The organism is Paracoccus sp. SM22M-07 (assembly GCF_001887735.1).
Taxonomy (GTDB): Bacteria; Pseudomonadota; Alphaproteobacteria; order Rhodobacterales; family Rhodobacteraceae; genus Paracoccus.
Genome location: NZ_JPKW01000009.1, coordinates 44,345 through 70,728, shown reverse-complemented (window position 1 = coordinate 70,728; position 26,384 = coordinate 44,345). Strand labels below are relative to the sequence as shown.

The following is a 26,384-nucleotide window of genomic DNA, read 5'->3' as shown; positions in this document are numbered from 1 at the left end:
CGCCCCGGTCATCAGAACCGGGTCTGGATGGTCAGGTCGAAATTCTGTTCCTCGTCATAGTCTTCCTGCTGCACCGCCTTCGAGAAGTTGAAGCGCAGGGGACCGATGGGCGTGGTCCAGAAGATCGAGGCACCGACGGCGGCGCGGACATACATGTCGTCATCGACCGTGGCATTCCCCGCCGTGTTGTCCAGCCCCCAAAGCGAGCCGACATCGGCGAACAGGCCGCCGGTGATGCCGTATTCCTCGGGCAGGCCGACGGGGAACTGCGCCTCGGCGCGGGCAGCCCAGTAGTAGTTGCCGCCGATGGCGTCTTCGTTCGCGGCGCCCAGGTCGCGCGGGCCATAGCCGTTGCTTTCAAAGCCGCGAATGCGGTTGCCGGTGCGGAACCGGTCCAGAATCCAGGTCGAATAATCGCCATAGCTGTAGATGGCGCCGGCCTCGACCTCGCCGCGCAGGGTCACTTCCTCGCGCCAAGCGGTGCTTTCGACACCCGCCAGGGCCGTGGTGGTGACCGTCTTGGTATCCCCGCCCGCGCCCGCGAAATCCTGCGAGAAGCGGAAGCGATAGGCCGTCAGCGGGTCCAGACCCGTGCGGCGCGAATCCCAGGAATAGGTATAGCCCAGGGCCGAGGTGACCCGCGACCCTTCCTCCTGCTGCAGCAGGATCGAACTGTCGGTCGTCACGTCGCGCAGCGTGTCCTTGGCGATCTTGTAGCGCAGTTCGATCCGGCCATTCGCCGAGATCGGGAATTCGATCGACGGCTGGACCTGGATCGAGCGGGTGTCATAGTCGGAATTGAGGCTGTCGGTTTCGTTGTAGTTGGCGTTGAAGCCGAACCGCAGGTCGCGCCCCAGGAAGAAGGGCTCGGCGAACGAGATGCCCGCCGCCCGATCGCCGCTGGCGGTCGAGATCTGCAGGCCGACCTGCTGGCCGCGCCCCAGGAAGTTGTTTTCCGAAATCGACGCGTTCAGGCCCACGCCAGAACTGACCCCATAGGAGGCGCCGAAGGACAGCGATCCGGTCGGCTGTTCCTCGACGGCGACGCCGACGATCACCTGGTCGGGGCCGCTGCCCTGACGGGTTTCCACCTGCGCATCGGCGAAATAGCCAAGCGCCCGGACGCGTTCGGCGGAATTGCGGATCTCGCGCGGGTTGAAGGGGTCGCCCTCGACGGTGTTGAACTGGCGGCGGATCACCTCGTCCAGGGTGGTGGTGTTGCCTTCGATGTCGATGCGTTCGACGAAGATGCGTTCGCCGCGGGTCAGCGCAAAGGTCAGGTCCAGCGTCTGGTTCGAGGGGTTGCGGGTGACGCGCGGCTCGATATTGACGAAGTTCAGGCCCTGCTGGATAGCGATGGTCTCCATCCGGCGGATGGTCGTGTCGATGACCGAGGGGTTGTAGACGGTCCCCCGTTCGACGCGGTTCTGTTCGGCAAAGGCAGCCGCATCGACGCCCGGGATCTCGGACACGGTGTTGACCTGGCCAAAGCGGTAACGCGGGCCTTCGCTGATATTGAAGGTGATGAAGAAGGCATCGCGTTCACGCGCGATTTCAGGCGCGACGGCCTGCACCTTGAAATCGGCATAGCCCCGCGACCGGTAATAATCGGTCAGCAGCTGCTGATCCAGCGGGATGCGTTCGGGCGCGAAGGTGTCGCGGCGGATGAAGGTGCGCAGGATGCCCGCCTGCTTGGTCTGCAGCACGTTGCGCAGGCGGCGGTCGGAAAAGGCGCGGTTGCCGGTAAAGCTGATGCGCTCGATCTCGGTGACGTCGCCTTCCTTGATCTCGAAGACCAGGTCGACGCGGTTGCCGCTGCGGCGGATGATGCGCGGATCGACACGGGCGGCCAGACGGCCTTCGGTCGCATAGATCTGGGCGATGGTCTGGGCGTCCTGAATGGCCTGGCTGGGCTGATAGACGCGGCGCGACTCGCTGGTCACGACCTCGGCCAGACGGTCATCCTTCAACCTGCGATTGCCTTCGAAGGAGATGCGGTTGACGGTCGGATATTCGCTGACGGTCACGACAAGGCGGTTGCCCTGGGGGGTCAGTTCGACAGTTTCGAACAGGCCCGATCCCTGCAGGCGCTGAAGGGCGTCGTTGACCTCGCCCGGGGACACGTCGCGCCCCTGGGGCAGGTTCAGGAAGGACAGGATGGTCGCGGTTTCGACCTGGTTGTTGCCCTGGATGGTGATGTCGTTGAACACAAGCGCCATGGCCGGCGCCGGCATCAGCCCCGCAGGCACCGTGATCGCCAAGGCCGTCATCAGCGCCACCGCGCCCTTGCCCAGTTTCCGTGTCATCGAAGCCCCTCTTTTCAGCCTTCACGCGCCCGTCGCGGGCTTGTCGTTTTGCCCTATCGTGTAGCCCTTTCGACAGGGGCCTGTCAAAAGCGCATCGACGCTCAGGGGCAGAAAAGATCGTTGGTCAGGCCGAAAATCATCAGTCCCAGCACCAGCGCCATGCCGATCGTCGTCAGCAGGTTCAGCGCCCCATCGGATGGCGGACGGCCCCGCACGGCCTCGTAGGCATAGAAAACCAGGTGCCCGCCATCCAGAACCGGGATGGGCAACAGGTTCAGAAAGCCGATCGCCGCCGACAGGACCGCGATCCACCACAGGAAATTCGCGCCCCCCGCGCTGGCCGCCTGGCCTGTGCTTTCCGCGATGCTGATCGCACCGCCCAGGTTGCAGCTGCCGATCTGCCCCGAGATCATCGCCCACATCCCCGTCAGCGAAGACACGATGATGCCCCAGGTCTGCGCGACGCCCAGACCAAGCGCCTCGACGGGTCCGGCGCGGCGGGTTTCGGGGGTAAAGAAGCTGTTGCCGCCGGTGATGCCGATCAGCCAGCGTTGTTCATATCCACCGGCCTCGGCGGGCAGGTCCGACAGCTTGGGGCGCAGCGTGACCTGAATGGGGTCGCTGCCCGCGCGCCAGACATCCAGCATCAGCGGTTCGCCCTTGGTCGTCTCGACCGCATCGCGGATCTGGGTAAAGCGCGTGATCTGCTGGCCGTCGATGGCCGTCACCACATCGCCCTCCCGCAGGCCGGCATCCGCCGCGGCGCTGCCGGGCGCCACGCCTGACACCCGCGCGGGCATCGGGTCGGGACCCGTCACGGTCATCTGCTGGCCGTCGCGTTCGATGCGCCAATCCTGCTGCGCGGCCAGCGGCAGGTCCTGCGCCGCCCGCCCCAGATCGCCCCAGTTTTCCAGCGCGACGTCCCCCACCGCCAAAAGCCTGTCACCGGGGCGCAGCTCGTTGGTGATGGCAGGGGGTGCGTCCGACACCTGGCCCACGCGCATCTCGGGCGATGGCAGGCCCTGGACCAGCGCAAAGCCGCCGAAGATCAGGATCGACAGGACGAAATTGAAGACCGGTCCCGCCAGCAGCGTGGCAAAGCGCCCCCAAAGCGGCGCCCCCTGCAATGTTTGGCGCCGCAGCGCCGGATCGACCTTGCGCCCCGGCCCCGCGCTGGCGGCATTGTCGTCGCCCAGGAACTTGACATAGCCGCCCAGAGGCAGCGCCGCGATCTGCCAGACGGTGCCGCGCCGATCCACGCGGGATGCCAAGCGCGGGCCGAAGCCGATGGAAAACACCTCGGCCCGGATGCCGGACCAGCGCCCGACGATGTAGTGGCCGTATTCATGCACCGTCACGATGACGGCCAGTGCCACCACAAAGGATGCCAGCGTCCACAGGGTATTGCCTGCGCCAAGGATCAGATCGGTCATGCGGCGGCCTTCTGTCGCGCAAGCGCGTCCCATTCAAGGACCGCCTGCAGGGTGTCGGGGTCGTCGCCGAAGCCCGCTTCGCCCGAAAGGGCGCTCAGCGTGGTTTCGACCCGGGGGGACATGTCGGTGAAACGGATGCGCCCGGCGATGAAATCGTCCAGCGCCTGTTCCTTGGCGGCGTTGAAGACCGCACCCGCCGCGCCCCCCGCGGCCATCACCTCGCGCGCAAGGCGCAGGGCGGGCCAGCGCGTCTCGTCGGGCGCGCGGAAGGTCAGGCTGGCGGCGCGGGCCAGGTCCAGCGGCGGCACCGGCAAGGCGCGGCGTTCGGGCCAATGGAGCGCAAAGCCGATGGCGTGGCGCATGTCGGGCGCCCCCATATGCGCGATGCTGCCGCCGTCGATATGGTTGACGATGGCGTGGATGATGGATTCCGGATGGACCAGCACATTGATGCGGTCGGGGGCAAGGCCGAAGAATTCCTTGGCCTCGATCACCTCCATCGCCTTGTTGAACATCGACGCGCTGTCGATCGTGATGCGCTGGCCCATCGCCCAGTTCGGATGGGTCGAGGCTTCGGCCACGGTCGCCGCCGCCAGCCGTTCCAGCGGCCAGTCGCGGAAAGCGCCCCCCGATGCGGTGATGGTCACGTCCCGGACGCTGTCCAGCTTTTCCCCCGCAAGCGCCTGGAACAGCGCGGAATGTTCGCTGTCGACCGGCAGGATCGTGGCGCCGCTGTCCCGCCCCGTGCGGCGCAGCAAGCCGCCCGCGCAGACCAGCGATTCCTTGTTGGCCAGCGCCAACACTGCGCCCTGGGCCAGCGCCGTCAGCCCCGGCGCCAGTCCGGCCGATCCGACGATGGCCGACAGCATCCAGTCGGCGGGCATGGCCGCGGCCTCGATCAGGGCGGCCTCGCCCGCGGCGGCGCGTACGCCGCTGCCCGACAAGGCGTCGCGCAGGTCGTCCAGCAGTTCGGGATGGGCGGTGACGGCGATTTCGGCACGCAGGTCGCGCGCCATCTGCGCCAGGCGCGCGATGTTGCGCCCGCCGGTCAGCGCCACGACGTCATAGGCATCCGCCCCGCCGCCGCGACGGATCAGATCGACGCCGTTGGCGCCGACCGAGCCGGTCGCCCCGAAGATGGAAATGCGTCGCATCAGGTCAGTTCACCACGAGATCAATTTACCACGGGCATGTTTGTCAGGAACCCGATCAGCATCGTCGCCAGAACCGCGCCCGTCACTGCGTCAAAACGATCCATGAAGCCGCCATGCCCCGGGATCAGGTTCGAACTGTCCTTGACCCCCGCCCGACGTTTCAGCCAGCTTTCGGCAATATCGCCCATCTGCCCCGCAAAGCAGACCAGCGGCGACACCCAGACCAACGTCATGTTGCCCTGCCCCGACAGCCACAGCACGATGCCCAGGATGCAGGCGCCGATCCAGCCGGCGATGGTCCCCGACCAGGTCTTCTTGGGGCTGAGCGCGGGCCAGAACTTGGGCCCGCCCAGGATGCGGCCGAAGAAATACCCCGCCGTGTCCGAGATGATGATCACCCCCATCAGCCACAGCACGAAGTTCAGGCCATAGCTTTCGCGAAAGACGACAAGCTCATAGGCGACCAGCATGATCGCGACGCCGAAGATCGCATAGGTCAGACGATCACGCTTGGCCGCACCGGGAAGCCCGGCAAAGATCGGCACCAGCAGCGCCAGCCAGGCCCAGCTTTCGAACGAGGTCAGCGCGACGGCCTGCGACACGCCCGCAATCGCGGCCAGGGCCACGGCGCGGCTGCGCCCGAACAACGTCACGTGGCGGGCCGGATATTTCCAGCCCGTCATCGCCGCCAGTTCCCAGAAGGTGATGGCCGAGATCACCGCCATGCCAAGCCGCAGCCACAGCCCCTGCGCCACGGCCAGCAGCACACCGATCGCCAAGAGCACCAGGGTCGAGGCGACACGTCGGGACAGATCGCCCCAACGTCCGCCCGCGCGGATGGCCCCGCCGCCGCTCATGCGCCCCCGAAACGCCGGTCGCGCATGCCGAAGCGGTCCAGGATGGCCGACAGGTGGTCGGGCGTGAAATCGGGCCACAGCGTGGGCGTGAATTCATATTCCGCATAGGCCGCCTGCCAAGGCAGGAAGTTCGACGTGCGCGTTTCCCCCGAGGTGCGGATCACCAGATCCGGATCGGGCTGATCGGCCGTGTCCATGCAGGCCGCCAGATCGCTTTCGGACGGATCGGTGACCTCGCCCTGGGCGATCTTGCGCGCCAGCCGGGTCGAGGCGCGCAGGATTTCATCCCGGCCGCCGTAATTGATGGCGACGGTCAGGTTCAGCCGCGTGTTGCCGGCGGTGCGCGCCTCGATGGCGGCCATGAGCGCCTGCAGCTTGGGGTCCAGCCGGTCGCGTCCGCCGATGAAGCGCATGCGCACCCCTTCGGCGGCCATGCCCACGGCCTCACGTTCGATATAGCGGCGGAAGATCTTCATCAGACCCAGCACCTCCTCGGTCGACCGCTTCCAGTTTTCGGTCGAGAAGGCATAGATGGTCAGCCAGTCCACGCCCAGGTCGGGACAGGCGCGCACGATCTGCTTGACCCGTTCGGCCCCGCGACGGTGGCCGACCAGACGCGGCCAGCCGCGTTCCGTTGCCCAACGCCCGTTGCCATCCATGATGATGGCGACATGCCGCGGCCGCGCCTCGCTGCCCGATGCCACTGCCTGCTCCCTTGCCGCTGCCATTCGGCTCAAACCTGCATGATCTCGGCCTGCTTGGCCTCGAGCGCTTCGTCCACGGATGCGATCATCCGGTCGGTCAGGGCCTGGATCTCGGTTTCCCAGAACTTCTGGTCATCCTCGGGCATGCCGTTCGTCTTGCCCTTCTTGACCTTGTCCATCCCGTCGCGGCGCACGTTGCGCATCGAAACACGGGCGCTTTCGGCATATTGCGCTGCGACCTTGGTCAGCTCGCGGCGGCGTTCCTCGTTCAGCTCGGGGATGGGCAGCATGATGATGGTGCCGTTCAGCTGCGGGTTGATGCCAAGGCCGCTTTCGCGCAGCGCCTTTTCCACCTTGCCGACCATGCCCTTGTCCCAGACGTTGATGGTGACCATACGCGGTTCAGGGACGTTCACGGTGCCCAGCTGGTTCACGGGGGTCATCTGGCCATAGGCCTCGACCTGAACCGGATCGATCATCGACGCGGATGCGCGGCCCGTGCGCAGACTGGCGAATTCGCTGCGCAGGCTTTCCATCGCGCCCTTCATCCGGCGTTCCAGATCGTCAATATCGATTTCGATGTCCTCGGCCATATCGGACTGCCTCTAAGTTTGAATTTCGTTTGCTTGTAACTGCATTGCCGGGGGTTGGCAAAGCCTTTGCCCACCCCTTGGGCAGCAGATCGCGGGTGTCAGCGCTGCGGCCCGCCCTGGTCGTTATGGGGGTCGCGCCCGCGCGCCAGCATCTCCTCGATGGCGGTCAGGCGCTCCAGAACCTGGTCGCGATAGGCCTCGGTCGCGGCGGTTTCCTCCTCCTGGTGGGCCTCCTGCATCGAATTGACGATCAGGCCCACGACCAGGTTCATCACCGCGAAGGTCGTCACCAGGATGAAGGGCACAAAGAACAGCCAGGCCTGGGGAAAAACCTCCATCACCGGGCGCACGATGCCCATCGACCAGCTTTCCAGCGTCATGATCTGGAACAGCGAATAGGCCGAATTGCCCAGATCCCCGAACCAGTCGGGGAAGGCCGCCGCGAACAGCTTGGTCGCCATCACCGCGAAGATGTAGAAGATGATCCCCATCAGCAGGAAGACGCTGGCCATGCCGGGCAGCGCCGACAGGAACCCCTCGACCACGCGGCGCAGGCGCGGCGTGACCGAGACGATGCGCAACAACCGCAGGATGCGCAGCGCACGCAGCACCGACAGCCCCTGCGTCGCAGGCATCAGCGCGATGCCCACCACGGCGAAATCGAAGACGTTCCAGCCGTCGCGGAAGAATCGCGGCCCGCGCGCGAACAGCTTCAGCCCGATCTCGGTCACGAAGATGGACAGGCAGATGGCGTCCAGCAGCAGGATCAACGGCCCGACGGCCGCCATGACGGTGCGCGATGTCTCCAACCCCAGGATCGCGGCGTTGAAGACGATGACACCGGTGATGAACCACTGGGCGCGGGGGCCGTGGACGAAGCCGTCGACGCGGTCGCGAAGTGTCATGGCGCGCTCAGTTATGCACGCGGGTATAGGTGCCGCGCCCTTCCAGGATGGTCCGGAACCCGCCCAGCTGATCCAGCGAGAAGACGATGATCGGCAGGCGGTTGTCGCGGGCCAGCGCGATGGCGGATGCGTCCATCACGCCCAGATGCTTCTGCAGGACCTCGTCATAGCTGACATCCTCATAGCGCTTGGCGTCGGGGAACTTGACCGGGTCCTTGTCATAGACGCCGTCGACCTTGGTGCCCTTGAAGATCGCCTCGCAGTTCATTTCGCTGGCGCGCAGGGTGGCGGCGGTGTCGGTGGTGAAATAGGGGTTGCCGGTGCCGGCGGCAAAGATGACGATCCGTTTCTTTTCCAGGTGGCGGATGGCGCGGCGGCGGATATAGGGCTCGCAGACCTCATCCATGCGGATGGCGCTGATGACGCGGCAATGCAGGCCCTCGGCCTCCAGCGATGCCTGCATGGCCAGCGCGTTCATCACGGTCGCCAGCATGCCCATGTAATCGGCGGTGGTGCGTTCCATGCCCTGCGCGCTGCCCTGCAGCCCGCGGAAGATGTTGCCGCCGCCGATGACCATGCAGACCTCGACGCCCATGGCCTGGACGGTGGCGACCTCGTTGGCGATGCGGGCGACGGTGGGCGGGTGCAGGCCGTATCCCTGGTCGCCCATCAGGGCCTCGCCCGAGATCTTGAGCATCACGCGGCCATATTGCTTGGGTGTCTCGGTGGTCATGGGGGCTCCTGTCGCCGGGTCGCTTTCATCGCGCCGTTAAATGTCGCAAAAGACCCGCAGGATCAACTGTCCGGATAGCCAATGCTGAAACTTGACCTGACACAGATCGACGGCTCGCGCCACCTGCTGATCGCGGGACCGACAGCCAGCGGCAAATCGGCGCTGGCGCTGGCCGTGGCGCAGGCACAGGGCGGGCTGATCGTGAATGCCGACGCGCTGCAGGTCTGGTCCTGCTGGCGGGTGCTGACGGCGCGGCCCTCGGCGGCCGACGAACAGGCCGCGCCCCATGCGCTTTACGGGCATGTGGGGCCGGACCAGACCTATTCGGTGGGCGACTGGCTGCGGCAGGTGGGCGACCTGCTGGGCCGGCGGCTGATCATCGTGGGCGGCACCGGCCTTTATCTGTCGGCCCTGACCCGCGGGCTGGCCGACATCCCCGCCACCCCCCATGCCATTCGCGCCGAAGCCGACGAACGCCTGCTGCGTCCGGGCGGCCTGCAGGCGCTGATTGCGGATCTGGATGCCACCACGCGCGCGCAGATCGACCTGAAGAACCCCGTCCGCGTCCAGCGCGCGTGGGAGGTTAAGCAGGCCACCGGGCGCGGCATCGCCGCTTGGCAGGCCGACACCCCCCCGCCCCTGATCGCCCCCGACGATTGCCAGCGCATCGTCATCACCTCGGATCGCGACTGGTTGGCCGACCGCATCGCGAGCCGCTTTCACGCGATGCTGGACCAAGGCGCGCTGGACGAGGTTCGCGCCATGCTGCCCCATTGGGACCCCGCCCGCCAATGGGCCAAGGCGATCGGCGCCCCCGACCTGGTGGCGCATCTGCAGGGCGGGCCCGACCTGGCGCAGGCGACGGAACTGGCCATCATCGCCACGCGGCAATACGCCAAGTCGCAGCGCATCTGGTTCAGGAACCGCATGAAGGACTGGCCGCTGTGGCACGCAAGCCACGCAGGACTGCGACCCGCAGACGGGATGTGAAACCTTTGGCACGGTTGTTGAGTTCTGCTGCAGATAGGCGATAATCCGCTTATCCCGAATGCAGGGGCTGACGACGATGTCACTTTGGGACCGCACAGGCTGGACGGGAGGGTTTCCGTTCTCGGACAGCAACCTTCGACCCCAGGGCCGCGGCGCGGCCGAGGCGGTCGATGTCACCGCCGCCTCGGTCCCCGAGGCAGGCACCGCCCCCATCCGTCACCGTCCCTGGCTGCGTCCCGGCGCACCCACCGGCAGGATCGTGGTTCCCGATGCGCTGACCGTGCGCGTGGGACCGACCACCCGACGCCACGCCCCACGCAAGGCCAGCCTGCGCCTGTTCCCCCTGGGCGGTTTCATCTGGGGCAGCCAGGGCCATCCCGTGCGCCCCCGGACGCGGCCCGATCACACGCTGATCTGGGTGACGGGCGGTGCGATGCGGCTGGAATTGCCGCGCCAGACGCTGCTGCTGGGCCCGGGCGATGTGCGCTACATCCCGTCGGGGACGGCCTTCGCGGCCATTCCGCAGGATGGGGCCGAGGGGCATGTCCTGACCCTGTCGCCCGAACTGACGACCGAGGTCGATCCCGCCCTGCCCACCGCGATGATCGCGGGCTGCATCGGCCAGTCGGGGCCTGCCCTGCTGGTCAACCTGCAGGAACTGGTGCGCGAGGCGACGACGGCGACCGATCGCAAGGCGCTGACCTGCCATCTGAACATGCTGTCGCTGCGCCTGTCGCGACTGGACCCGGAACGCCAGGTCCATGCCCGCCCGCCTGCCGCCACGGCTGATCGGCCGCTGGTCGATCGTTTCGTCACGTTGGCCAGCCAGCAAATGGGTTCGTGCCAGACCCTGGCCGACATGGCCCAACAGCTGGGCAGCACCCTGACCCAGCTGGACCGAGCCTGCATCGAGGCCAAGGGCCTGCGCGCCGTCGAATTGCTGCATGAACTGCAGCTGGAACGCGCCGCCGAGATGTTGCAGCACACCAACCGCCCCATCGGGCGCATCGCGCTGGATCTGGGCTATGCCAGCCAGACACACATGACCCGCGCCTTCGTGGCGGCCACGGGTCGCACGCCCGAAACCTTTCGCATCCAGATGCGTCAGATGTCGGCGTCGCCGCCCGCATCCGCCTGAAGGCCGCGACCGTGAAAGCCGGTCGCCACGACGAATTTCTCGGACGAATCGCTGCGGCTGGCGGGGGGTTTGACGTTGGCGACCTTGTCGAAGTTCTTCTTCAGCATGGCCTGCATGTCGGTTTCCGCGCCACCCGCCAGAACCTTGGCGACGAAGGTGCCGCCCGGTTCCAGCACGTCGAAGGCCAGCTGGGCCGCAGCCTCGACCAAGGCCACGATGCGCAGGTGGTCGGTGCCCTTGTGACCCGACGATGACGCCGCCATGTCCGACATGACCACGTCCGCCGCCCCGCCCAGCCAACCCTTGACCAGATCGTCGGCGCCTTCGGACAGGAAATCCAGCTGATGGATTTCAGCGCCCGCGATGGGATCGACCTCTTGCAGGTCCAGACCCAGCACGCGGCCGACGGATTTGCCGGATTTCTCGCCCAGGGCATTCACGCGGGCCACGGCGACCTGGCACCAGCCGCCGGGCGCGCAGCCCAGATCGACGACGCGGGCGCCGGGCACCAGGAAGCGGTACTTGTCGTCCAGCTCCAGGATCTTGTAGGCCGCACGTCCACGATAGCCTTCGCGCCGGGCGCGCACGACATAGGGGTCGTTCAGCTGCCGTTCCAGCCACAGTTTGCTGGACATCTTGCGGCCCTTGGCGGTCTTCACGCGGACCTTCAGGTCGCGCTGGCCGCGTCCGCTCGTCTTGCCCGACCGGCTGATAGGTTGTTTCGTCATTAGGCCACTCCGTTCAGTCCGTCAGGCGTCAGCACCCCATCGCGCACCATCTGGGCATAAAGCAACCCCTCTCGCAGGCCGCGATCGGCAACCGACAGCTTATTCGTCGGCCAGACGCGCATCAATGTCTGCAGGATCGCGGCCCCCGACATGATCAGCGCTTGCCTTTCGCGCCCGATGCGCGGGTCGGACCGCCGTCCGTCCGGACCCAGCTGCAGATAGGAATGGATCACCCGGTCGATCTGGTCGCTGGTCATCTCCAGCCCGTCCACCTTGGTCCGGTCATAGCGGCGCAGGTTCAGGAAGCTGGCCGCCACCGTCGTCACCGTTCCCGAAGTGCCGATGATCTGGAACCCCTCGTCGGGCGATCCATCCGCATAGGGGCTGAAATTCGCCAGCGCTTCCTCGAAGAACCACGACATCAGGGCGAAACGGCCCTGATCGTCCTGAACATCGACGAACTGGTCGCGCAGGGTCGCCACGCCCAGGGGCACGCTGATCCAATCGACGACACGCGCGCCGCCGGGCTGCGGATTGCCGAAGCCTTCCGACAGCCGCATGATCGCGCGGGGACGTTCCTTGGGTTCGACGTCTTCCAGGTCGATCCAGACCAGCTCGGTGGAACCGCCGCCGATATCGACCACCATCAGCGTTTCGGTCTTGTGGCTGACCAGCGGCGCGCAGGAAATGACGGCAAGCCGTGCCTCCTCTTCGGCGCCGATCACCTCGACCGGCAGGCCGGTTTCGCGCCGGATGGATCGCATGAAATCGCGACTGTTTCTGGCGCGACGGCATGCTTCGGTGGCCACAAGGCGCATGTTCTGCACCTTGTGCTGATCCAGCTTGCGCTTGCAGACCTGCAGCGCATGGACGGTGCGCGCCATCGAGCTGCGGGACAGGCGTCCCGAAGCTTCCAGCCCGTGACCAAGCTGCACGGGCTTGGAAAAGCTGTCGATGACCTGAAACTGACTGCCCGTCGGTCGGGCAATCAGCATCCGGCACGAGTTTGTGCCGAGATCGAGGGCAGCATAGAGCGCCCCCTCCTCGGGTTTCAGGGTGCCTGACGGCTCTACCGTTTTTCTCGGGAACGCGTCTGCACCCGCAGGACGCTTGGGCGTCATGTTACGCCCTCCGATGACAAGTTAATCAAAAGGTAACGTGCCGGGGGGACCCAATCAAGGGCCAGCGGTCCGCTTGCGGCATTTGGTTGCCCCAAGGGCAGCCCGCGACGCTGCGGGCCCTGCCTGCATCAGGTCGCGGCAAATGGTGCGGTGATGTCGCGCGGATGCTTGACGACCGGCGGAGCGCGCGTCAATCAGGTCCGATGATCGACCTGCGCCCCGTAGTCCACCCGATTGGCAAGATCGTCTTTGCACTGGGCGGCTTCATGCTGGCGCCCATGCTGGTCGACCTGTGGAACGACGACCCCCATTGGCTGGTCTTTCTGGAATGCGCCATCATCACCTCGGTCTGCGGGTTGCTGACGGTGGTCGCGACGCGCGGCGAACAAAAGACGCTGAAGATCCAGCAGGCCTTTTTGCTGACATCGGGGATCTGGCTGACCCTGCCCATCTTCGGTGCCCTGCCCTTCATCCTGGGCGCCCCCAATGCCAGCATCCTGGACGCCTATTTCGAGGCGATGTCCGGCGTCACCACCACCGGAACCACGGCCTTCCCCAAGCTGGACGGGCTTCCCTCGGGGACGCATCTGTGGCGTGCGCTGCTGCAATGGATCGGCGGCCTGGGGATCGTCGTGGTGGCGATGGTCTTCCTGCCGGTCATGAAGGTCGGCGGCATGCAGTTCTTCCGATCCGAGGGGTTCGACACCCTGGGCAAGGTCCTGCCCCGCGCCGGAGAGATCGCGACCGAGATGACCATGGTCTATCTGCTGATGACGGGGGCCTGCGCGATCACCTTCATGCTGCTGGGCATGACCGGCTTCGACGCCATCATCCATGCGCTGACCACCTGTTCCACCGGTGGATTTTCCAATTACGACGCCAGCATGGGCCGTTACCTCGGCGCGCCGGAATGGGCGGCCTCGGTCTTCATGGTGATGGCGTCGGTGCCCTTCATCCGGCTGGTGCAGGCGCTGCGGGGCAATTACGTGCCCCTGTGGCAGGACCGGCAGGTGCGCACCTATCTGCGCTGGATCTGCTATTGCTGCGCCATCATCATGATCTATCGCGTGATCTACATGGAGCAGGATCACGACCTGGCCGAAATGCTGCGCGAGACGGTCTTCAACACCATCTCGGTCTTTTCGGGGACGGGCTTTTCCTCGACCGACATGACGGCCTGGGGGCATCTGCCGCTGGCGCTGCTGATCATCGTGGGCCTGATCGGCGGCTGCACCGGGTCGACCGGCTGTTCAGTCAAGATCTTCCGCTATCTGGTGCTGCTGGAGGCGGTCCGCGCCCAGATCCGTCGCATGCATTCGCCCCATCGCGTCTATCCGCTGCGCTACGAAGGCCAGCCCCTGGACAAAAGCATCATCGATTCGGTGATGGCCTTCTTCACCCTCTTCATGCTGACCTTCGGCCTGCTGATCGTGGGGCTGGCGCTGACGGGGCTGCATCCACGCACGGCGCTGACCGCGGCATGGACGGCCATCGCCAATATCGGCCCCACCTGGGGGCCCGAGGTCACGTCGAACGGATCGGTCGAGGAGTTCCCGGCGGCCGCGAAATGGCTGATGATCCTGGGCATGTATCTGGGCCGGCTGGAACTGGTCTCCGTGCTGGTCCTGCTGATGCCCAGGTTCTGGCGGCCCTGAAGCCCCCTGTTCAGGGGGCCGTGGTTTCGGATGTCGCCCCGTCGGGTGCCGTGGTTTCGGGCTCCGTGGCTTCGGGGGCCGTGGCGGGTTCGCCCGGCAGGGCGGCGGGGGGCATGTCCTCGTTCTGGCCGGGGGCCTTGCGGGTCAGGCTGTCGCTCATCTCGGCCAGGATGCGGGCCTGGTCCTGCTGGTCGGCAGTTGGCCAGATCAGGACAAAGCCCTCGGCCCGGCCATCGCGGACCCAGCCTTCGGCAGCACCGATATGGTCGTCATTCTGGCCGCGCAGGGTGACATGGCCGCGCCGGACGTCGCGCTCGGGCTGGGGCACCCAGCCAAGCGCCGTGACCAGCCCCGCCAGATCCAGCAATTCCTGCTGCCCGCCGGGCTGGCTGAACAGGATCATCGCCGCCCCCGACCCATCCTTGGGGCCATAGATCGACAGCGCCCGTTCCGCGCGGTCAAAGCTGAGCGCGCCCATCGGCGCCATCACCGACAACCCCGTCGCCTCGTCGTCCAGCTGCTTCAGGCCCATCGCCTCGCGCCATTCGGCACGGCGTTCGGATAGCAGGCGCATCGCCGTGCCCGGATCGGTCGAGGCGCGCGCCGACAGGATCTCGGCCTGAATGGCGGCCTGGGTCTTGGGACCGTCACGCCCATCGATCTGGCCGTCGTAATGGCCCGCCCAACGCAGCGACCGCTGCACCTGGTCCAGGGGCGGCATGGGCTCGGCGTCACCCGTGGCGCCCAGTTGCGGCGCCTCGCCCTGATCCAGCGCCTGCCCCAGATCGGCGGCCTGCGCCACCAGCGCATCGCGCGGGATCAGCTTGCCCGATTTCAGGACCGGCAGCCAGTCGCGCGCGACATCGTCCGCCAAAGGGCCAAGCGCCACGGTGAACCAGCCATTCGGCAATTCCCACAACCCGGCACCGGGAAATTCCTTGCGGTTGCGGGCCAGCGCCTCGTCTGCCTCGGCACGATCCTGGAAGGATTCCAGCTGCAGATAGCTGCCTTGCGGCGCGGGCTCTTCGGGTGCCGGGGTCATCGCGGGTTCGGCGTCTGCGCCTTCGGCGTCGGGCGCATCGCCAAGCCGGGTCAGTTCCGTTCCGGGGGCCGCTTCGGTCACGAAGGCATCGCCCGGAACCACGCCCTTGGCCTTCAGATCCGCCAGCCGGGCCAGCGCGGCCTCGCGCTCCATCGGGCCAAGCGCGATGCCGGTCCAGCCGCCCTGCAGGGGCAGCGTCACCACGTCGTCGAAACGCTCGGCCCAGCCCTCGGCGGTCGCTGCCGCGACGTCGGGGGCGCGCTTTGCTTCCAGCCGGATCAACGCGTCCTGCGCCATCCCCGCCCCCGGCAGCGCCGCCGCCAGGATGATTACCGCCAACTGCCGCATCGCAGCCTCCTTGAATGTCTTTGTCGTCGCGGGGATCATGCCCGCCTGCGGGCCTTTATTGACCCTGTTCCTTCCCGCGCCTAGAAGACGCGAAAGCCTCGCCCGATCTACGCAAAAGGATGGCCCGATGACCAGCCCCAACCGACCCCGCAGCTTCCAGGAGATCATCCTGCGCCTGCAGACCTATTGGGCGACCAAGGGCTGCGCGATCCTGCAGCCCTATGACATGGAGGTCGGCGCGGGCACCTTCCACCCGGCCACCACGCTGCGCGCGCTTGGCGGCAAATCCTGGGCCGCGGCCTATGTCCAGCCCTCGCGCCGTCCGACCGACGGGCGCTACGGGGAAAACCCCAACCGCCTGCAGCATTATTACCAGTACCAGGTCATCATCAAGCCCAGCCCCCCCGACCTTCAGGACCTCTATCTGGGCAGCCTGCGCGCGATCGGCCTGGACCCGATGGTCCATGACGTCCGCTTCGTCGAGGATGACTGGGAATCCCCCACCCTGGGTGCCTGGGGCCTGGGATGGGAGGTCTGGTGCGACGGGATGGAGGTCAGCCAATTCACCTATTTCCAGCAGGTCGGCGGGCATGACTGCAAACCCGTGTCGGGCGAACTGACCTATGGCCTGGAACGCCTGGCGATGTATGTGCTGGGCGTCGAACATGTCATGGACATGCCCTTCAACGACCCCGACAGCCCCACGCCCCTGAGCTATGGCGACATCTTCCGCCAGACCGAACAGGAATATTCGCGCTGGAACTTCGATCAGGCCGATACCGACATGCTGTTCCAGCACTTCAAGGATGCCGAGGCCGAATGCGCCCGCATCCTGGGGGCCGCCGAAACCGACGGCGCCGGTCGCACCATCCCGATGGCCCACCCCGCCTATGACCAGGCCATCAAGGCCAGCCATCTGTTCAACCTGCTGGATGCCCGCGGCGTCATCAGCGTGACCGAACGCCAGGCCTATATCGGCCGGGTGCGGGCGCTGGCCAAGGGCTGCGCCGACCTGTTCCTGACCACCGATGCGGGCGGTGCCACCGCATGAATTGGGGCAAGGTCGCAGCCGCCTCGATCACGCTGGCCGCCATCGCTGCGGGCGGCGGCATGTGGTATGCGCAGGAATACGGTTATTACGACAGCATCGACCCCGCAGGGCCTGATGCGCGCATCGCCGTGACGACCCCTGCGGGAAGGCGCGACCTGACCCTGACCGATTTCCAGGGCATCGACGCCGACAGCTCGCCCCTGCGCTGGCGGGCCTGCGCGGTGACGGGTGACCTGCCCGCCGATGCCCTGCCCTTCGACGACCCCACGCCCCTGATCGCGCCCGGCTGGTTCGACTGTTTCGACGCCCAGCAGATCGGTGCCGATCTGGAATCCGGTGCCGCCCGCGCTGTCCTGTCCGTGGCCGAGATCCGGCCCGACGTGGACCGCGTGCTGGCCGTCTATCCCGACGGCCGCATCTTTGGCTGGCACCAATATAACGACAAGACCCCGGAACGCGGAGTGATGGACTGATGGCCGACCTGCTGATCGAGCTTTTCTCGGAAGAAATTCCCGCCCGCATGCAGGCGCGTGCCCGTGCGGACCTGAAACGCCTGGTGACGGACGGTCTGGTCCAGGCCGGACTGACCTATGCCGGCGCCGGTGCCTTCAGCACCCCGCGCCGCCTGACCCTGACCGTGGAAGGGCTGACCGACCACAGCCCCACCACGCGTGAGGAACGCAAGGGCCCCCGCACCGACGCCCCCGAAAAGGCGCTGGAGGGCTTTCTGCGCTCGACCGGGCTGACCCGCGATCAGCTGGAGGCCCGCGACGACAAGAAGGGCCAGGTCTGGTTCGCCACCATCACCCACGAAGGCCGCCCCGCCGCCGATATCGTCGCCGAGGTGCTGGCCGACGTGATCCGCAACTTCCCTTGGCCCAAATCCATGCGGTGGGGCGCGGGATCGCTGCGTTGGGTGCGCCCGCTGCATTCGATCCTCTGCATCCTGTCCGATGAGGCCGGCGCCACCACCGTCGATCTGGACATCGACGGCATCACCGCGGGCAACACCACCCGCGGCCACCGCTTCATGGCGCCCGATGCCTTCACCGTCAGCAATTTCGACGATTACGCCGCGAAACTTCGCCGCGCCCGCGTCATGCTGGACGCCGAGGAACGCGAATCCGAGATCCGCCAGCAATCCGAGAACCTGGCCTTCGCCCGCGGCTGGCAGGTCGTCCCCGATGACGCGCTGCTCTCCGAGGTGGCGGGGCTTGTCGAATGGCCCGTGGCCCTGATGGGCGTGATCGAGGACCGCTTCCTGACGCTGCCCCCCGAGGTGCTGCAGACCTCAATGAAGGAACACCAGAAATTCTTCTCGGCGCTGAACCCGAAAACCGGCCGGATCGAGGGTTTCATCACCGTCGCCAATATCGAGACCCCCGATGACGGCGCGACGATCCTGGCCGGCAACCAGCGCGTCCTGGCCGCCCGCCTGTCCGACGCCGCCTTCTTCTGGGAAAACGACCTGCGAGAGGCGAAATCGGGCATGTCCGCATGGGCCGAGGGCCTGAATTCGGTCACCTTCCACAACAAGCTGGGGTCGCAATCCGACCGCATCGCCCGCATCGCATCGCTGGCCCGCGAAATCGCCCCCTTGGTGGGCGCGGACCCAGACCAGGCCGAACGCGCCGCGCGACTGGCCAAGCTGGACCTGCGCTCGGCCATGGTCGGCGAATTCCCGGAACTCCAAGGCATCATGGGCCGCTACTACGCGCTGGAGGCCGGAGAGCCGGAAGCCATCGCCGACGCCGCCCGCGACCACTACTCGCCCCTCGGCCCCTCGGACGAGGTTCCCACCGCCCCCGTCTCGGTCGCCGTGGCGCTGGCAGACAAGCTGGACACCCTGACCGGCTTCTGGGCGATCGACGAAAAGCCGACCGGCTCCAAGGACCCGTTCGCACTGCGTCGGGCGGCGCTTGGGGTGATCCGCCTGGTGCTTGCAAACGCCATGCGTGGCGGTCTTCTTCCCATCATCGGCCAAGCATCCGAAACCGCCGACAAGGCCGACCTCCTCTCCTTCCTGCACGACCGCCTCAAGGTCTACCTCCGCGACCAAGGCATCCGCCACGACATCATCGACGCCGTGCTGGCACAGGATGGCAGCGACGATCTGGTGCAGGTGGTGAACCGCGCCACGGCGCTGAACGCCATGCTGACGACGGCGGACGGCCAGAACCTGACCCAGGGGCTGAAACGCGCCAGCAACATCCTGACCCAGGCCGAAGAAAAGGACGGCGTCGAATACAGCTTCGGCGCCGACCGGAAATTTGCGGAAACCGATGAGGAACGGGCCTTGTTCACTGCCCTCGACACGGCCGAACCGGGCATCAAGACCGCTATGAAGAACGAAGACTTCCCCGCCGCCATGACCGCCATCGCCGCCCTGCGCGCCCCCATCGACGCCTTCTTCGAGGCGGTGCAGGTCAACACCGACAGCCAGGTCGTCCGCCGCAACCGCCTGAACCTCCTGTCGCGCATCCGCGAAGCAGGGCGCCAGATCGCGGATTTCACCAAAATCGAAGGCTGACCGACCCTGAGATGCAAGAAGGGCCAGAGGCAAAACCCTCTGGCCCTTCTTCTTTGTCGAAATACCCTCGGGGGTCCGGGGGCGGACAGCCCCCGGTCGCAGCGATCAGGCCGAACGTTCGACCATCATGTGCTTGATCGAGGCGATCGCCTTGGCGGGGTTCAAACCCTTGGGGCAGGTATTGGTGCAGTTCATGATCGTGTGGCAACGATACAGCTTGAACGGATCTTCCAGCTCGTCCAGACGCTCGCCCGTGGCTTCGTCGCGGCTGTCGATGATCCAGCGGTACGCATGCAGCAAGGCTGCCGGTCCCAGGTAACGGTCGCCGTTCCACCAGTAAGACGGGCAAGCCGTCGAACAGGACGCGCAAAGGATGCACTCGTAAAGCCCGTCCAGCTTCTTGCGATCCTCGATCGACTGCTTCCACTCCTTGCCGGGCGTGGGCGACTTGGTCTGCAGATAGGGGTTCACCGAGGCGTGCTGGGCATAGAAATGCGTCAGGTCGGGGATCAGGTCCTTGACCACCGGCATGTGCGGCAGCGGATAGATGGCGACATCGCCCGCAACTTCGTCGATGCCATAGATGCAGGCAAGGTGGTTGCCCCCGTCGATCACCATCGCGCAGGAGCCGCAGATGCCTTCGCGGCAGGACCGGCGGAAGGACAGCGTCGGGTCGATCTCGTTCTTGATCTTGATCAACGCGTCCAGCATCATCGGACCGCATTTGTCCAGATCGACGAAATAGGTGTCCAGACGCGGGTTTTCCCCGTTTTCCGGGTCCCACCGATAGATCTTGAACTTCTTGACGTTGGTCGCGCCCGCGGGCTTGGGCCAGGTCTTGCCAACGCGGATCTGGCTGTTCTTGGGTAGCGTGAACTGGACCATTGGGTGCTCCTTTCAGAGAGTGCCTTCGGACGGCATGTCAGCCGTGAACAGGTGTTGCGAACGCGTCACCAGATCGACGATCCGGCCCCGCGCATGAGGGTTGAGCGCCAGCCCGTTGAGCCGGCGAAGAAATTCGGTCGAGCCGTCGTTCAGACGCTCCATCGCGCGCGATTGCAGCGGCGACAGACCGGCCACCCGGTCGGGCCCGATGCCCGCGATCGCCAGCAGCTGCTGGCCGGGGCGGTCGGGATCGGTCTCGGCCTCCAGCGCCAGGCGGGTGACGCGGTCCGGTCCCAGCTGCCGCGCAAGGCGGCGTTCCAGATCGCTCCAACCGGGCAGCTCGCTAATCTGCGTCAGAAACGCCTCGCGCGTATTGGCATAGCCATCCGTCCGCACCGCCTGCGCCCAGACCGAAGGTTTCCACGCCGTCATGCGGCGCGTGTAAAAAACATAGTGTGGGTCAAAGCCGCGCGACCGCGCGACCCCATCCAGCTGTTGCAGCATCCGCGGCAGGGCCGGGTAAAGCTGTGTTTCGCCGCCATTGCCGGGCATTGCGCCGGCAAGGTTTTCATGGCTGATCAGGACGGCCTGGGGACCGTCGGGGATGGTCTCCAACACATCCTCGAAGGCGACTTTCAGTGCCCTGCGCAGATCGCCGCTGTCGCCCAGGCTGGCCGCGATCGCGGCGCGGCCCAGGGGACGCATCGGCGTGCCTTCCTCGGGGGTGCGGATCACCAGCAGGTCGGACAGCGCTTCGGCATTCAGCTTCAGGAACCGCTGCAGCGATGTCGTGCCGGTCTTCTGCACGCCCAGATGCAGCACCAGCCGCCGCCCTGCCCCGTCCTGCGTCATCAGATGCGCCCCTGCCAGCCGGGTTGGTCGGCCAGACCGCTTTGCGGCATCTGGCCCGACCGGCGCATCACGCATCGGTCAAAGACCTGTGCCGGGTCGCGCCCTGCCAGGTAATCGCCGCTGATCTCCATGCCGATCCGGCCGAAACTCTGCGTTCCGCCCGAACCTGTGCCGATGCCCACCGTCACGTCCGTGCGCGGCGCGCGGGCCAGTTCGGCGTCACGCAGGCAGACCCGTTCGGCCTGATCCACCGGGATCGGACCACAAGCCGACAGAACCGCCAACAGCGGAACCATGGCCAGGGGGGCTGCCCGCGTCATCATGCCATCAGGCCGTGCGCGCCGCGGCGGCGATGCACTGCGTGGTGGCCGGACGCGACACGATCGAGGCGACGCTGTCGGCCGTTCCACCAGCACCGGCACGCGACATCTGGGCGATGTCGATCATCTCGGCGGTGGTCGCATTGTTCACGACGCAGTCGGTATAGGGCGCGACGTTGACGCCCGGCAGGCGCTTCTGCATTTCGGAATTGACGACGCTGCGTGCGACCTGTCGCGATGCGGCGTCCAGAACGGTCGGCGTCGCAGGCGTGGTGACGGGGGCCGAGGGAACGGCGGGACCCGCGACGGGGACCGGTGCGACGCAACCGGCCAGCGTGACGGCGGAAAGGCCAAAGGCCGCGATAAGATTGAAACGCATCAGTAAACCCTTTTCTTCGGAGCGATCTTGTTCATGTCGATGCCGCCCTGTTCCGTGGTCGTCAGCGGATCAAGATGGACGGGACGATAGTCCAGTTTAACCTTGTTCCCGTCGATGCGCGCAAGGGAATGCTTGCGCCAGGTGGCGTCATCCCGCTCGGGGTAGTCTTCGTGGGCGTGCGCCCCGCGGCTTTCCTTGCGCGCCTCGGCCGCGACGATGGTCGCCAGGGCGTTGGGCATCAGGTTCGTCAGCTCCAGCGTTTCCATCAGGTCGGTGTTCCAGATCAGGCCGCGATCCGTGACCTTGATGTCATCCATCTTGGCGGCGATGGCTTCCATCTTCTCGACGCCTTCGGCCAGCGTCTTGTCGGTGCGGAAGACGGCGGCATCGGCCTGCATGGTGCGCTGCATCTGGTCGCGCAGTTCCGCGGTCGAGATCGAGCCGTCCGCATAACGCAGCGCGTCAAACCGGGCCAGGGCCTTGTCCACCTGCGACTGGTCGGTCGAGGGGATGGGGCTTTCGCGGTCGATCACGTCGCCCGCGCGGATGGCAGCGGCACGACCGAAGACCACCAGGTCGATCAGGCTGTTCGACCCAAGGCGGTTCGCGCCATGGACCGATGCGCAGCCCGCCTCGCCCACGGCCATCAGGCCGGGGAAGGTCGCGTCGGGGTTGTCTTCCGTGGGTGCAAGCACTTCGCCCCAATAGTTCGTCGGAATGCCGCCCATGTTGTAATGCACGGTCGGGATCACCGGGATCGGCTGCTTGGTGACATCGACACCGGCAAAGATCTTGGCCGATTCACTGATGCCCGGCAGACGTTCGGCCAGGCTTTCGGGCGGCAGGTGCATCAGGTTCAGGAAGATGTGGTCCTGTTCGCCACCCACGCCGCGGCCTTCGCGGATTTCCATGGTCATGCAGCGGCTGACGACGTCGCGGCTGGCCAGATCCTTGTAGGTCGGGGCATAGCGTTCCATGAACCGCTCGCCTTCGGAGTTGGTCAGGTAACCGCCCTCGCCCCGCGCGCCTTCGGTGATCAGGCATCCCGAGCCATAGATGCCGGTCGGGTGGAACTGCACGAATTCCATGTCCTGCAGGGGCAGGCCCGCGCGGGCGACCATGCCGCCGCCGTCTCCGGTGCAGGTATGGGCGCTGGTCGCGCTGAAATAGGCGCGACCATAGCCGCCGGTCGCCAGCACCACCATCTTGGCGTTGAAGACATGCATGGTGCCGTCATCCAGCTTCCAGCAGACGACGCCGGTGCAGCGGCCATCGGTGATGATCAGGTCCAGCGCGAAATATTCGATGAAGAATTCCGCGTTATGCTTCAGCGACTGACCATAGAGCGTGTGCAGGATGGCGTGGCCGGTGCGGTCGGCGGCGGCGCAGGTGCGCTGCACCGGGGGGCCTTCGCCGAATTCGGTGGTGTGGCCGCCGAAGGGGCGCTGATAGATGCGGCCGTCTTCGGTGCGGCTGAAGGGAACGCCGTAATGTTCCAGTTCATAGACGGCCTTGGGGGCCTCGCGCGCCAGGTATTCCATGGCGTCGGTGTCGCCCAGCCAGTCCGACCCCTTGACGGTGTCGTACATGTGCCATTGCCAGTTGTCGGGGCCCATGTTGGACAGCGAGGCGGCGATGCCGCCCTGTGCGGCGACGGTGTGCGAACGGGTCGGAAAGACCTTGGTCACGCAGGCCGTGCGCAGGCCCTGTTCGGCCATGCCAAGCGTCGCGCGCAGACCTGCGCCACCGGCGCCCACCACGACGACGTCATATTCATGCGTTTGGATTTCGTATGCAGCCATGTCGTCCTCAGATCGCGGGGGTGGTGAAGGCCATCTTTGCCAGCGCAAAGATGGCGGCGGCGATGACGCCCCACCCGAAGATGTTCGCGGCGATGATCGCCATCTTGTTGGCCGAGCCATAGACATAGTCGTCGATCATGATCCGCGTGCCCTTGATGAAGTGGATCATGCCCACGACGATGAACAGCGCGGTGATGATGCCGGGGAACGGGCGTCCGAAATGAGCGGCGACCGCGTCCTGCGGCAGGCCGATCGCACCGGCGACGGCGATCATGAACAGCGGCGTCAGGATGACCAGCGCATAGCTGCTGACGGTCATCTGCCAGTGATGTGCGGTTCCCGAACGGGCCGAACCCAGTCCCGTGGCCGCCTTGCGTGGGGTGATATAGCGCATGATGTCCCTCGCCTCAGCTGATGAAGAAGATGATCAGGCTGAGCAGCGTCAGCGCGACCGAACCGATGATGATTGCCCAGGACGCCTTCTTGGCATCCTCGATCTCAAGGCCCAGGCCCTGGTCGTAGAACAGGTGGCGGACGCCCGACAATGCGTGGAACCACAAGGCCCATGCCGAAGCCGTCAGGATGATGAAGCCCAGCCATGACCGCACCAGCCAGTCGGCCACCTCGAAGGCGCCGGGACTGCTGACGGCCGCGACCAGCCACCAGACCAGCAGCAGGATGCCCGCGACCAGGGCGTGGCCGGTGATGCGGGTCATTATGGATGTGATTGCCGGCAACGGCAGACGATAGACCTGAAGGTGGGGGGAAAGCGGCCGGTTACCCCGGTTCACGTCGGCCATGGTCGGCCCTCCTATGTCGGTTCTGGCATGTCCCGTCGCAGGTGCCCAAGACTGACAGGGCTGGCCACGCGGGCTGGCGATTGGCGTCCTTATTGATCGTGATACTGTCACCTGTCACGGGCAGATGCCACCCCGCGCGATGAAATGCCGCGGATTTCCGCCTTTGTGATCACACTTGCAATCCGTGTGATCACAGGCAGCGGAACGGTCGCGCCACGTTAGCGCAAAACCGTGGAGCGTCTAGTGGACTGAATCGCCATTGGTCGGCATCAGCGCCCAATAGTCCAGGTCCAGCAGCACCTCGGGGGCGTATTTCCCGTCGGCCCCGCGCAGCGCGAATTGCGCGCTGACGCCCTTGGTCGCGACCAGCCGCAACCGGATCGCGCCGACGCCGGGCGCGTCGGTTTCGGCCTTGTCCAGCACCTCGGACCAGGCGCGGATCGTGTCGCCCGCGAAACAGGGATTGGCATGGGACCCGCCGTTCAGCGCCACGATCATCTGCGCATTGGCCAGCCCGTTGAAGGACAGCGCGCGCGCCATGCTGATGACATGCCCGCCATAGATCAGGCGGCGGCCATCCTCGCGGTGGGTGGCGTCGAAATGGACCTTGGCGGTGTTTTGCCACAGGCGGGTGGCCAGCATGTGCTCGGCCTCCTCGACGGTGACGCCGTCGACATGATCGATCCGTTCGCCGATGGCGTAATCGCCCCAGCAATAGGGTTCGCCCGACAGGCTGAAATCGTAGTCGGTGAAATCCAGCGCCTCGGGGATGGCCAGGTCCTCGGCGGCGACCGCCACGGGCAGGTCGGGAATGACGGTTTCCGGGGCGGGGCTGCCGGGATTGCGCTTGCGCACCATGACCCACCGCACGAATTCCAGCACCGGTTCATCGACCTGGTTCAGGCCGCGGGTCCGCACCCAGACGACACCCGACTGCCCGTTCGAGTTCTGCTTCAGTCCGATCACCTGGCTTTCCGCGCGCAGCGTGTCGCCCGGCCAGACCGGCTGCAGCCAGCGCCCGTCGGCATAACCCAGATTGGCAACCGCGTTCAGGCTGATGTCGGGAACCGTTTTGCCAAAGACCGCGTGGAAGGTCAGCAGATCGTCCAGGGGACTGCCGTCCAGCCCCGCCGCGATCGCGAATTCATCCGACGAATGCAGCGCGTGCCGCATGGGATAAAGCGCGTGATAGAGCGCCCTTTCCCCTTCGGCCAAGGTGCGGGGAACGGCGTGGCGGATGACCTGGCCGACGGTGTAATCCTCGAAGAAGCGGCCGGAATTCGTCTTGGTCATTGCTGCCCCAGCTTCATGTCGGGGTGGTATTCGGCCTCGACCTCCTTGGTGACGGCCTGCCCGCAGCGCATGACGCCGCGCGCCGCGTCGAAACCCATCGAAGGATCGCCCTGCAGCCGCCAGCCCTTGGACAGGGCCTCGGACACGCGGTGGCAGAATTGCGAGGTGTCGTCCTCGGTGATGAAACGATAGAGGGTGGGCATCACGCGCCTCCGAAGGGGTTGGGGCCGACAAGGCCGTGGATCGCGCCAAGAACCAACAGCACGATGACCGCGCCGGCAAGGGCCGTCATCTCTTTCTTGACGGGGAAGGGTCCGGTGGGCCGCACCCAGTCCGAGGCGCGGTTGATGACCTGCATCTCGACGAAGGCCCAGACCAGCAGCCCGCCGAACAGGATCAGCGACGGCGTGTCGCCATTGACCAGCAGATGCGCGACCGCCCACAGCGCAAAGCCCCACAGCATCGGGTGGCGGGTATAGGCCGTGACGCGGGTCTTCATGCCGCTGGCCGCGAACAGATAGATCGAGACCAGCATCAGCAGGTTGTTGATGCCCGTCATGGGCGCGGTCCGGCCCCAGAAGAAGGCGCCATCCGCCATGCGATAGCCGACGATCATCAGGATCACCGACAGGATCAGCAGCCCGGTGACCATGCCCCGGCCCTGGCTGCCCATCGCGGCGCGCTGCGCGGGGGCCATGCGTTTATAGAGGTGGGCGCCCCACCACAGGGCGACACCAAGGATCAGGATCAGCATCTGGCTTCCTC

27 protein-coding genes are annotated in these 26,384 nt (G+C 66.2%); 6 read left to right on the top strand and 21 right to left on the bottom strand.

The features are described from left to right. Positions 1 to 11: 11 nt before the first annotated feature. The 8 genes from bamA to pyrH form a co-directional block, all read right to left on the bottom strand. Positions 12 to 2,306, bottom strand: a complete 2,295-nt coding sequence (gene bamA, locus IE00_RS13305; protein ID WP_072297691.1) for an outer membrane protein assembly factor BamA — start codon at positions 2,304 to 2,306, stop codon at positions 12 to 14. 101 nt (positions 2,307 to 2,407) lie between these two features. Then, entirely contained in the window at positions 2,408 to 3,739 is a 1,332-nt protein-coding gene (gene rseP, locus IE00_RS13300; protein ID WP_072297690.1) for an RIP metalloprotease RseP, read from the bottom strand. Continuing rightward, positions 3,736 to 4,893 carry a 1-deoxy-D-xylulose-5-phosphate reductoisomerase gene (gene dxr, locus IE00_RS13295; protein ID WP_072297689.1) on the bottom strand — a complete coding sequence of 386 codons (1,158 nt, stop codon included), beginning with the start codon at positions 4,891 to 4,893 and terminating at the stop codon, positions 3,736 to 3,738. Before dxr ends, rseP begins: the two co-directional genes overlap by 4 nt. Before the next feature lie 20 nt (positions 4,894 to 4,913). Next, on the bottom strand, positions 4,914 to 5,750 hold the full coding sequence (locus IE00_RS13290) for a phosphatidate cytidylyltransferase (protein WP_072297688.1): 837 nt from the start codon (positions 5,748 to 5,750) through the stop codon (positions 4,914 to 4,916). Then, positions 5,747 to 6,478, bottom strand: coding sequence for a polyprenyl diphosphate synthase (gene uppS, locus IE00_RS13285; RefSeq protein WP_139291434.1), 732 nt, complete (start codon positions 6,476 to 6,478; stop codon positions 5,747 to 5,749). The genes IE00_RS13290 and uppS overlap by 4 nt, the downstream gene beginning before the upstream one ends. A gap of 5 nt (positions 6,479 to 6,483) precedes the next feature. Next, entirely contained in the window at positions 6,484 to 7,047 is a 564-nt protein-coding gene (gene frr / locus IE00_RS13280; protein ID WP_072297686.1) for a ribosome recycling factor, read from the bottom strand. 98 nt (positions 7,048 to 7,145) lie between these two features. Next, complete coding sequence (locus IE00_RS13275) at positions 7,146 to 7,952, bottom strand: ion transporter (RefSeq protein WP_072297685.1); 807 nt, start codon at positions 7,950 to 7,952, stop codon at positions 7,146 to 7,148. Between the two features lie 7 nt (positions 7,953 to 7,959). Then, positions 7,960 to 8,685 carry a UMP kinase gene (gene pyrH, locus IE00_RS13270; protein WP_072297684.1) on the bottom strand — a complete coding sequence of 242 codons (726 nt, stop codon included), beginning with the start codon at positions 8,683 to 8,685 and terminating at the stop codon, positions 7,960 to 7,962. Positions 8,686 to 8,766: 81 nt separating this feature from the next. Here pyrH and miaA point away from each other — a divergent pair, with 81 nt between their 5' ends. Both miaA and IE00_RS13260 read left to right on the top strand, forming a co-directional pair. Continuing rightward, positions 8,767 to 9,675: a tRNA (adenosine(37)-N6)-dimethylallyltransferase MiaA gene (gene miaA / locus IE00_RS13265; RefSeq protein WP_072297683.1), complete on the top strand. Its 909-nt coding sequence runs from the start codon at positions 8,767 to 8,769 to the stop codon at positions 9,673 to 9,675. 76 nt (positions 9,676 to 9,751) lie between these two features. Next, entirely contained in the window at positions 9,752 to 10,813 is a 1,062-nt protein-coding gene (locus IE00_RS13260; RefSeq protein WP_072297682.1) for an AraC family transcriptional regulator, read from the top strand. Here IE00_RS13260 and IE00_RS13255 read toward each other — a convergent pair. After that, the gene (locus IE00_RS13255) at positions 10,780 to 11,541 is read right to left on the bottom strand and encodes an RlmE family RNA methyltransferase (RefSeq protein ID WP_072297681.1); all 762 of its coding nucleotides are present in this window, start codon (positions 11,539 to 11,541) and stop codon (positions 10,780 to 10,782) included. The genes IE00_RS13260 and IE00_RS13255 overlap by 34 nt on opposite strands. Continuing rightward, positions 11,541 to 12,662, bottom strand: a complete 1,122-nt coding sequence (locus IE00_RS13250; protein WP_072297680.1) for a Ppx/GppA phosphatase family protein — start codon at positions 12,660 to 12,662, stop codon at positions 11,541 to 11,543. Before IE00_RS13250 ends, IE00_RS13255 begins: the two co-directional genes overlap by 1 nt. Before the next feature lie 203 nt (positions 12,663 to 12,865). On the opposite strand from IE00_RS13250, the gene IE00_RS13245 reads away from it, so the two are divergent. Further along, positions 12,866 to 14,317, top strand: coding sequence for a TrkH family potassium uptake protein (locus tag IE00_RS13245; RefSeq protein WP_072297679.1), 1,452 nt, complete (start codon positions 12,866 to 12,868; stop codon positions 14,315 to 14,317). 10 nt (positions 14,318 to 14,327) lie between these two features. On the opposite strand, the gene IE00_RS13240 is transcribed toward IE00_RS13245, so the two are convergent. After that, positions 14,328 to 15,707 (bottom strand): SPOR domain-containing protein, encoded by a 1,380-nt coding sequence (locus tag IE00_RS13240; protein WP_072297788.1) that lies wholly within the window; start codon positions 15,705 to 15,707, stop codon positions 14,328 to 14,330. A 127-nt stretch (positions 15,708 to 15,834) separates the two neighbouring features. Between IE00_RS13240 and IE00_RS13235 the strand changes: the two genes are divergently transcribed. From IE00_RS13235 to glyS, 3 genes are read left to right on the top strand one after another with little or no spacing between them, the layout of a single operon-like run. After that, entirely contained in the window at positions 15,835 to 16,758 is a 924-nt protein-coding gene (locus tag IE00_RS13235) for a glycine--tRNA ligase subunit alpha (protein ID WP_072297678.1), read from the top strand. Continuing rightward, positions 16,755 to 17,231 carry a DUF6446 family protein gene (locus tag IE00_RS13230; protein WP_072297677.1) on the top strand — a complete coding sequence of 159 codons (477 nt, stop codon included), beginning with the start codon at positions 16,755 to 16,757 and terminating at the stop codon, positions 17,229 to 17,231. Before IE00_RS13235 ends, IE00_RS13230 begins: the two co-directional genes overlap by 4 nt. Continuing rightward, positions 17,231 to 19,288 (top strand): glycine--tRNA ligase subunit beta, encoded by a 2,058-nt coding sequence (gene glyS, locus IE00_RS13225; RefSeq protein WP_072297676.1) that lies wholly within the window; start codon positions 17,231 to 17,233, stop codon positions 19,286 to 19,288. Before IE00_RS13230 ends, glyS begins: the two co-directional genes overlap by 1 nt. Positions 19,289 to 19,393: 105 nt before the next feature. Here the strand turns inward: glyS and IE00_RS13220 are convergent, their stop codons facing one another. From IE00_RS13220 to IE00_RS13175, 10 genes are all read right to left on the bottom strand, one after another. Beyond that, positions 19,394 to 20,173 (bottom strand): succinate dehydrogenase iron-sulfur subunit, encoded by a 780-nt coding sequence (locus IE00_RS13220; RefSeq protein WP_072297675.1) that lies wholly within the window; start codon positions 20,171 to 20,173, stop codon positions 19,394 to 19,396. 12 nt (positions 20,174 to 20,185) lie between these two features. Further along, positions 20,186 to 21,025, bottom strand: a complete 840-nt coding sequence (locus tag IE00_RS13215; protein WP_072297674.1) for a hypothetical protein — start codon at positions 21,023 to 21,025, stop codon at positions 20,186 to 20,188. After that, positions 21,025 to 21,345, bottom strand: coding sequence for a hypothetical protein (locus IE00_RS13210; RefSeq protein WP_170864152.1), 321 nt, complete (start codon positions 21,343 to 21,345; stop codon positions 21,025 to 21,027). The genes IE00_RS13215 and IE00_RS13210 overlap by 1 nt, the downstream gene beginning before the upstream one ends. 7 nt (positions 21,346 to 21,352) lie before the next feature. Further along, the gene (locus IE00_RS13205) at positions 21,353 to 21,724 is read right to left on the bottom strand and encodes a hypothetical protein (RefSeq protein ID WP_072297672.1); all 372 of its coding nucleotides are present in this window, start codon (positions 21,722 to 21,724) and stop codon (positions 21,353 to 21,355) included. Then, complete coding sequence (gene sdhA / locus IE00_RS13200) at positions 21,724 to 23,526, bottom strand: succinate dehydrogenase flavoprotein subunit (protein ID WP_072297671.1); 1,803 nt, start codon at positions 23,524 to 23,526, stop codon at positions 21,724 to 21,726. The genes IE00_RS13205 and sdhA overlap by 1 nt, the downstream gene beginning before the upstream one ends. Before the next feature lie 7 nt (positions 23,527 to 23,533). Beyond that, complete coding sequence (locus IE00_RS13195) at positions 23,534 to 23,920, bottom strand: succinate dehydrogenase, hydrophobic membrane anchor protein (protein ID WP_072297670.1); 387 nt, start codon at positions 23,918 to 23,920, stop codon at positions 23,534 to 23,536. Positions 23,921 to 23,933: 13 nt separating this feature from the next. After that, positions 23,934 to 24,326: a succinate dehydrogenase, cytochrome b556 subunit gene (gene sdhC, locus IE00_RS13190; RefSeq protein WP_072297669.1), complete on the bottom strand. Its 393-nt coding sequence runs from the start codon at positions 24,324 to 24,326 to the stop codon at positions 23,934 to 23,936. Between the two features lie 240 nt (positions 24,327 to 24,566). Then, positions 24,567 to 25,619 (bottom strand): MaoC family dehydratase, encoded by a 1,053-nt coding sequence (locus IE00_RS13185; protein ID WP_072297668.1) that lies wholly within the window; start codon positions 25,617 to 25,619, stop codon positions 24,567 to 24,569. Continuing rightward, positions 25,616 to 25,822, bottom strand: coding sequence for a DUF1737 domain-containing protein (locus IE00_RS13180; RefSeq protein ID WP_072297667.1), 207 nt, complete (start codon positions 25,820 to 25,822; stop codon positions 25,616 to 25,618). The genes IE00_RS13185 and IE00_RS13180 overlap by 4 nt, the downstream gene beginning before the upstream one ends. Continuing rightward, entirely contained in the window at positions 25,822 to 26,373 is a 552-nt protein-coding gene (locus IE00_RS13175; RefSeq protein WP_072297666.1) for an NnrU family protein, read from the bottom strand. The genes IE00_RS13180 and IE00_RS13175 overlap by 1 nt, the downstream gene beginning before the upstream one ends. Between the last annotated feature and the right edge of the window lie 11 nt (positions 26,374 to 26,384).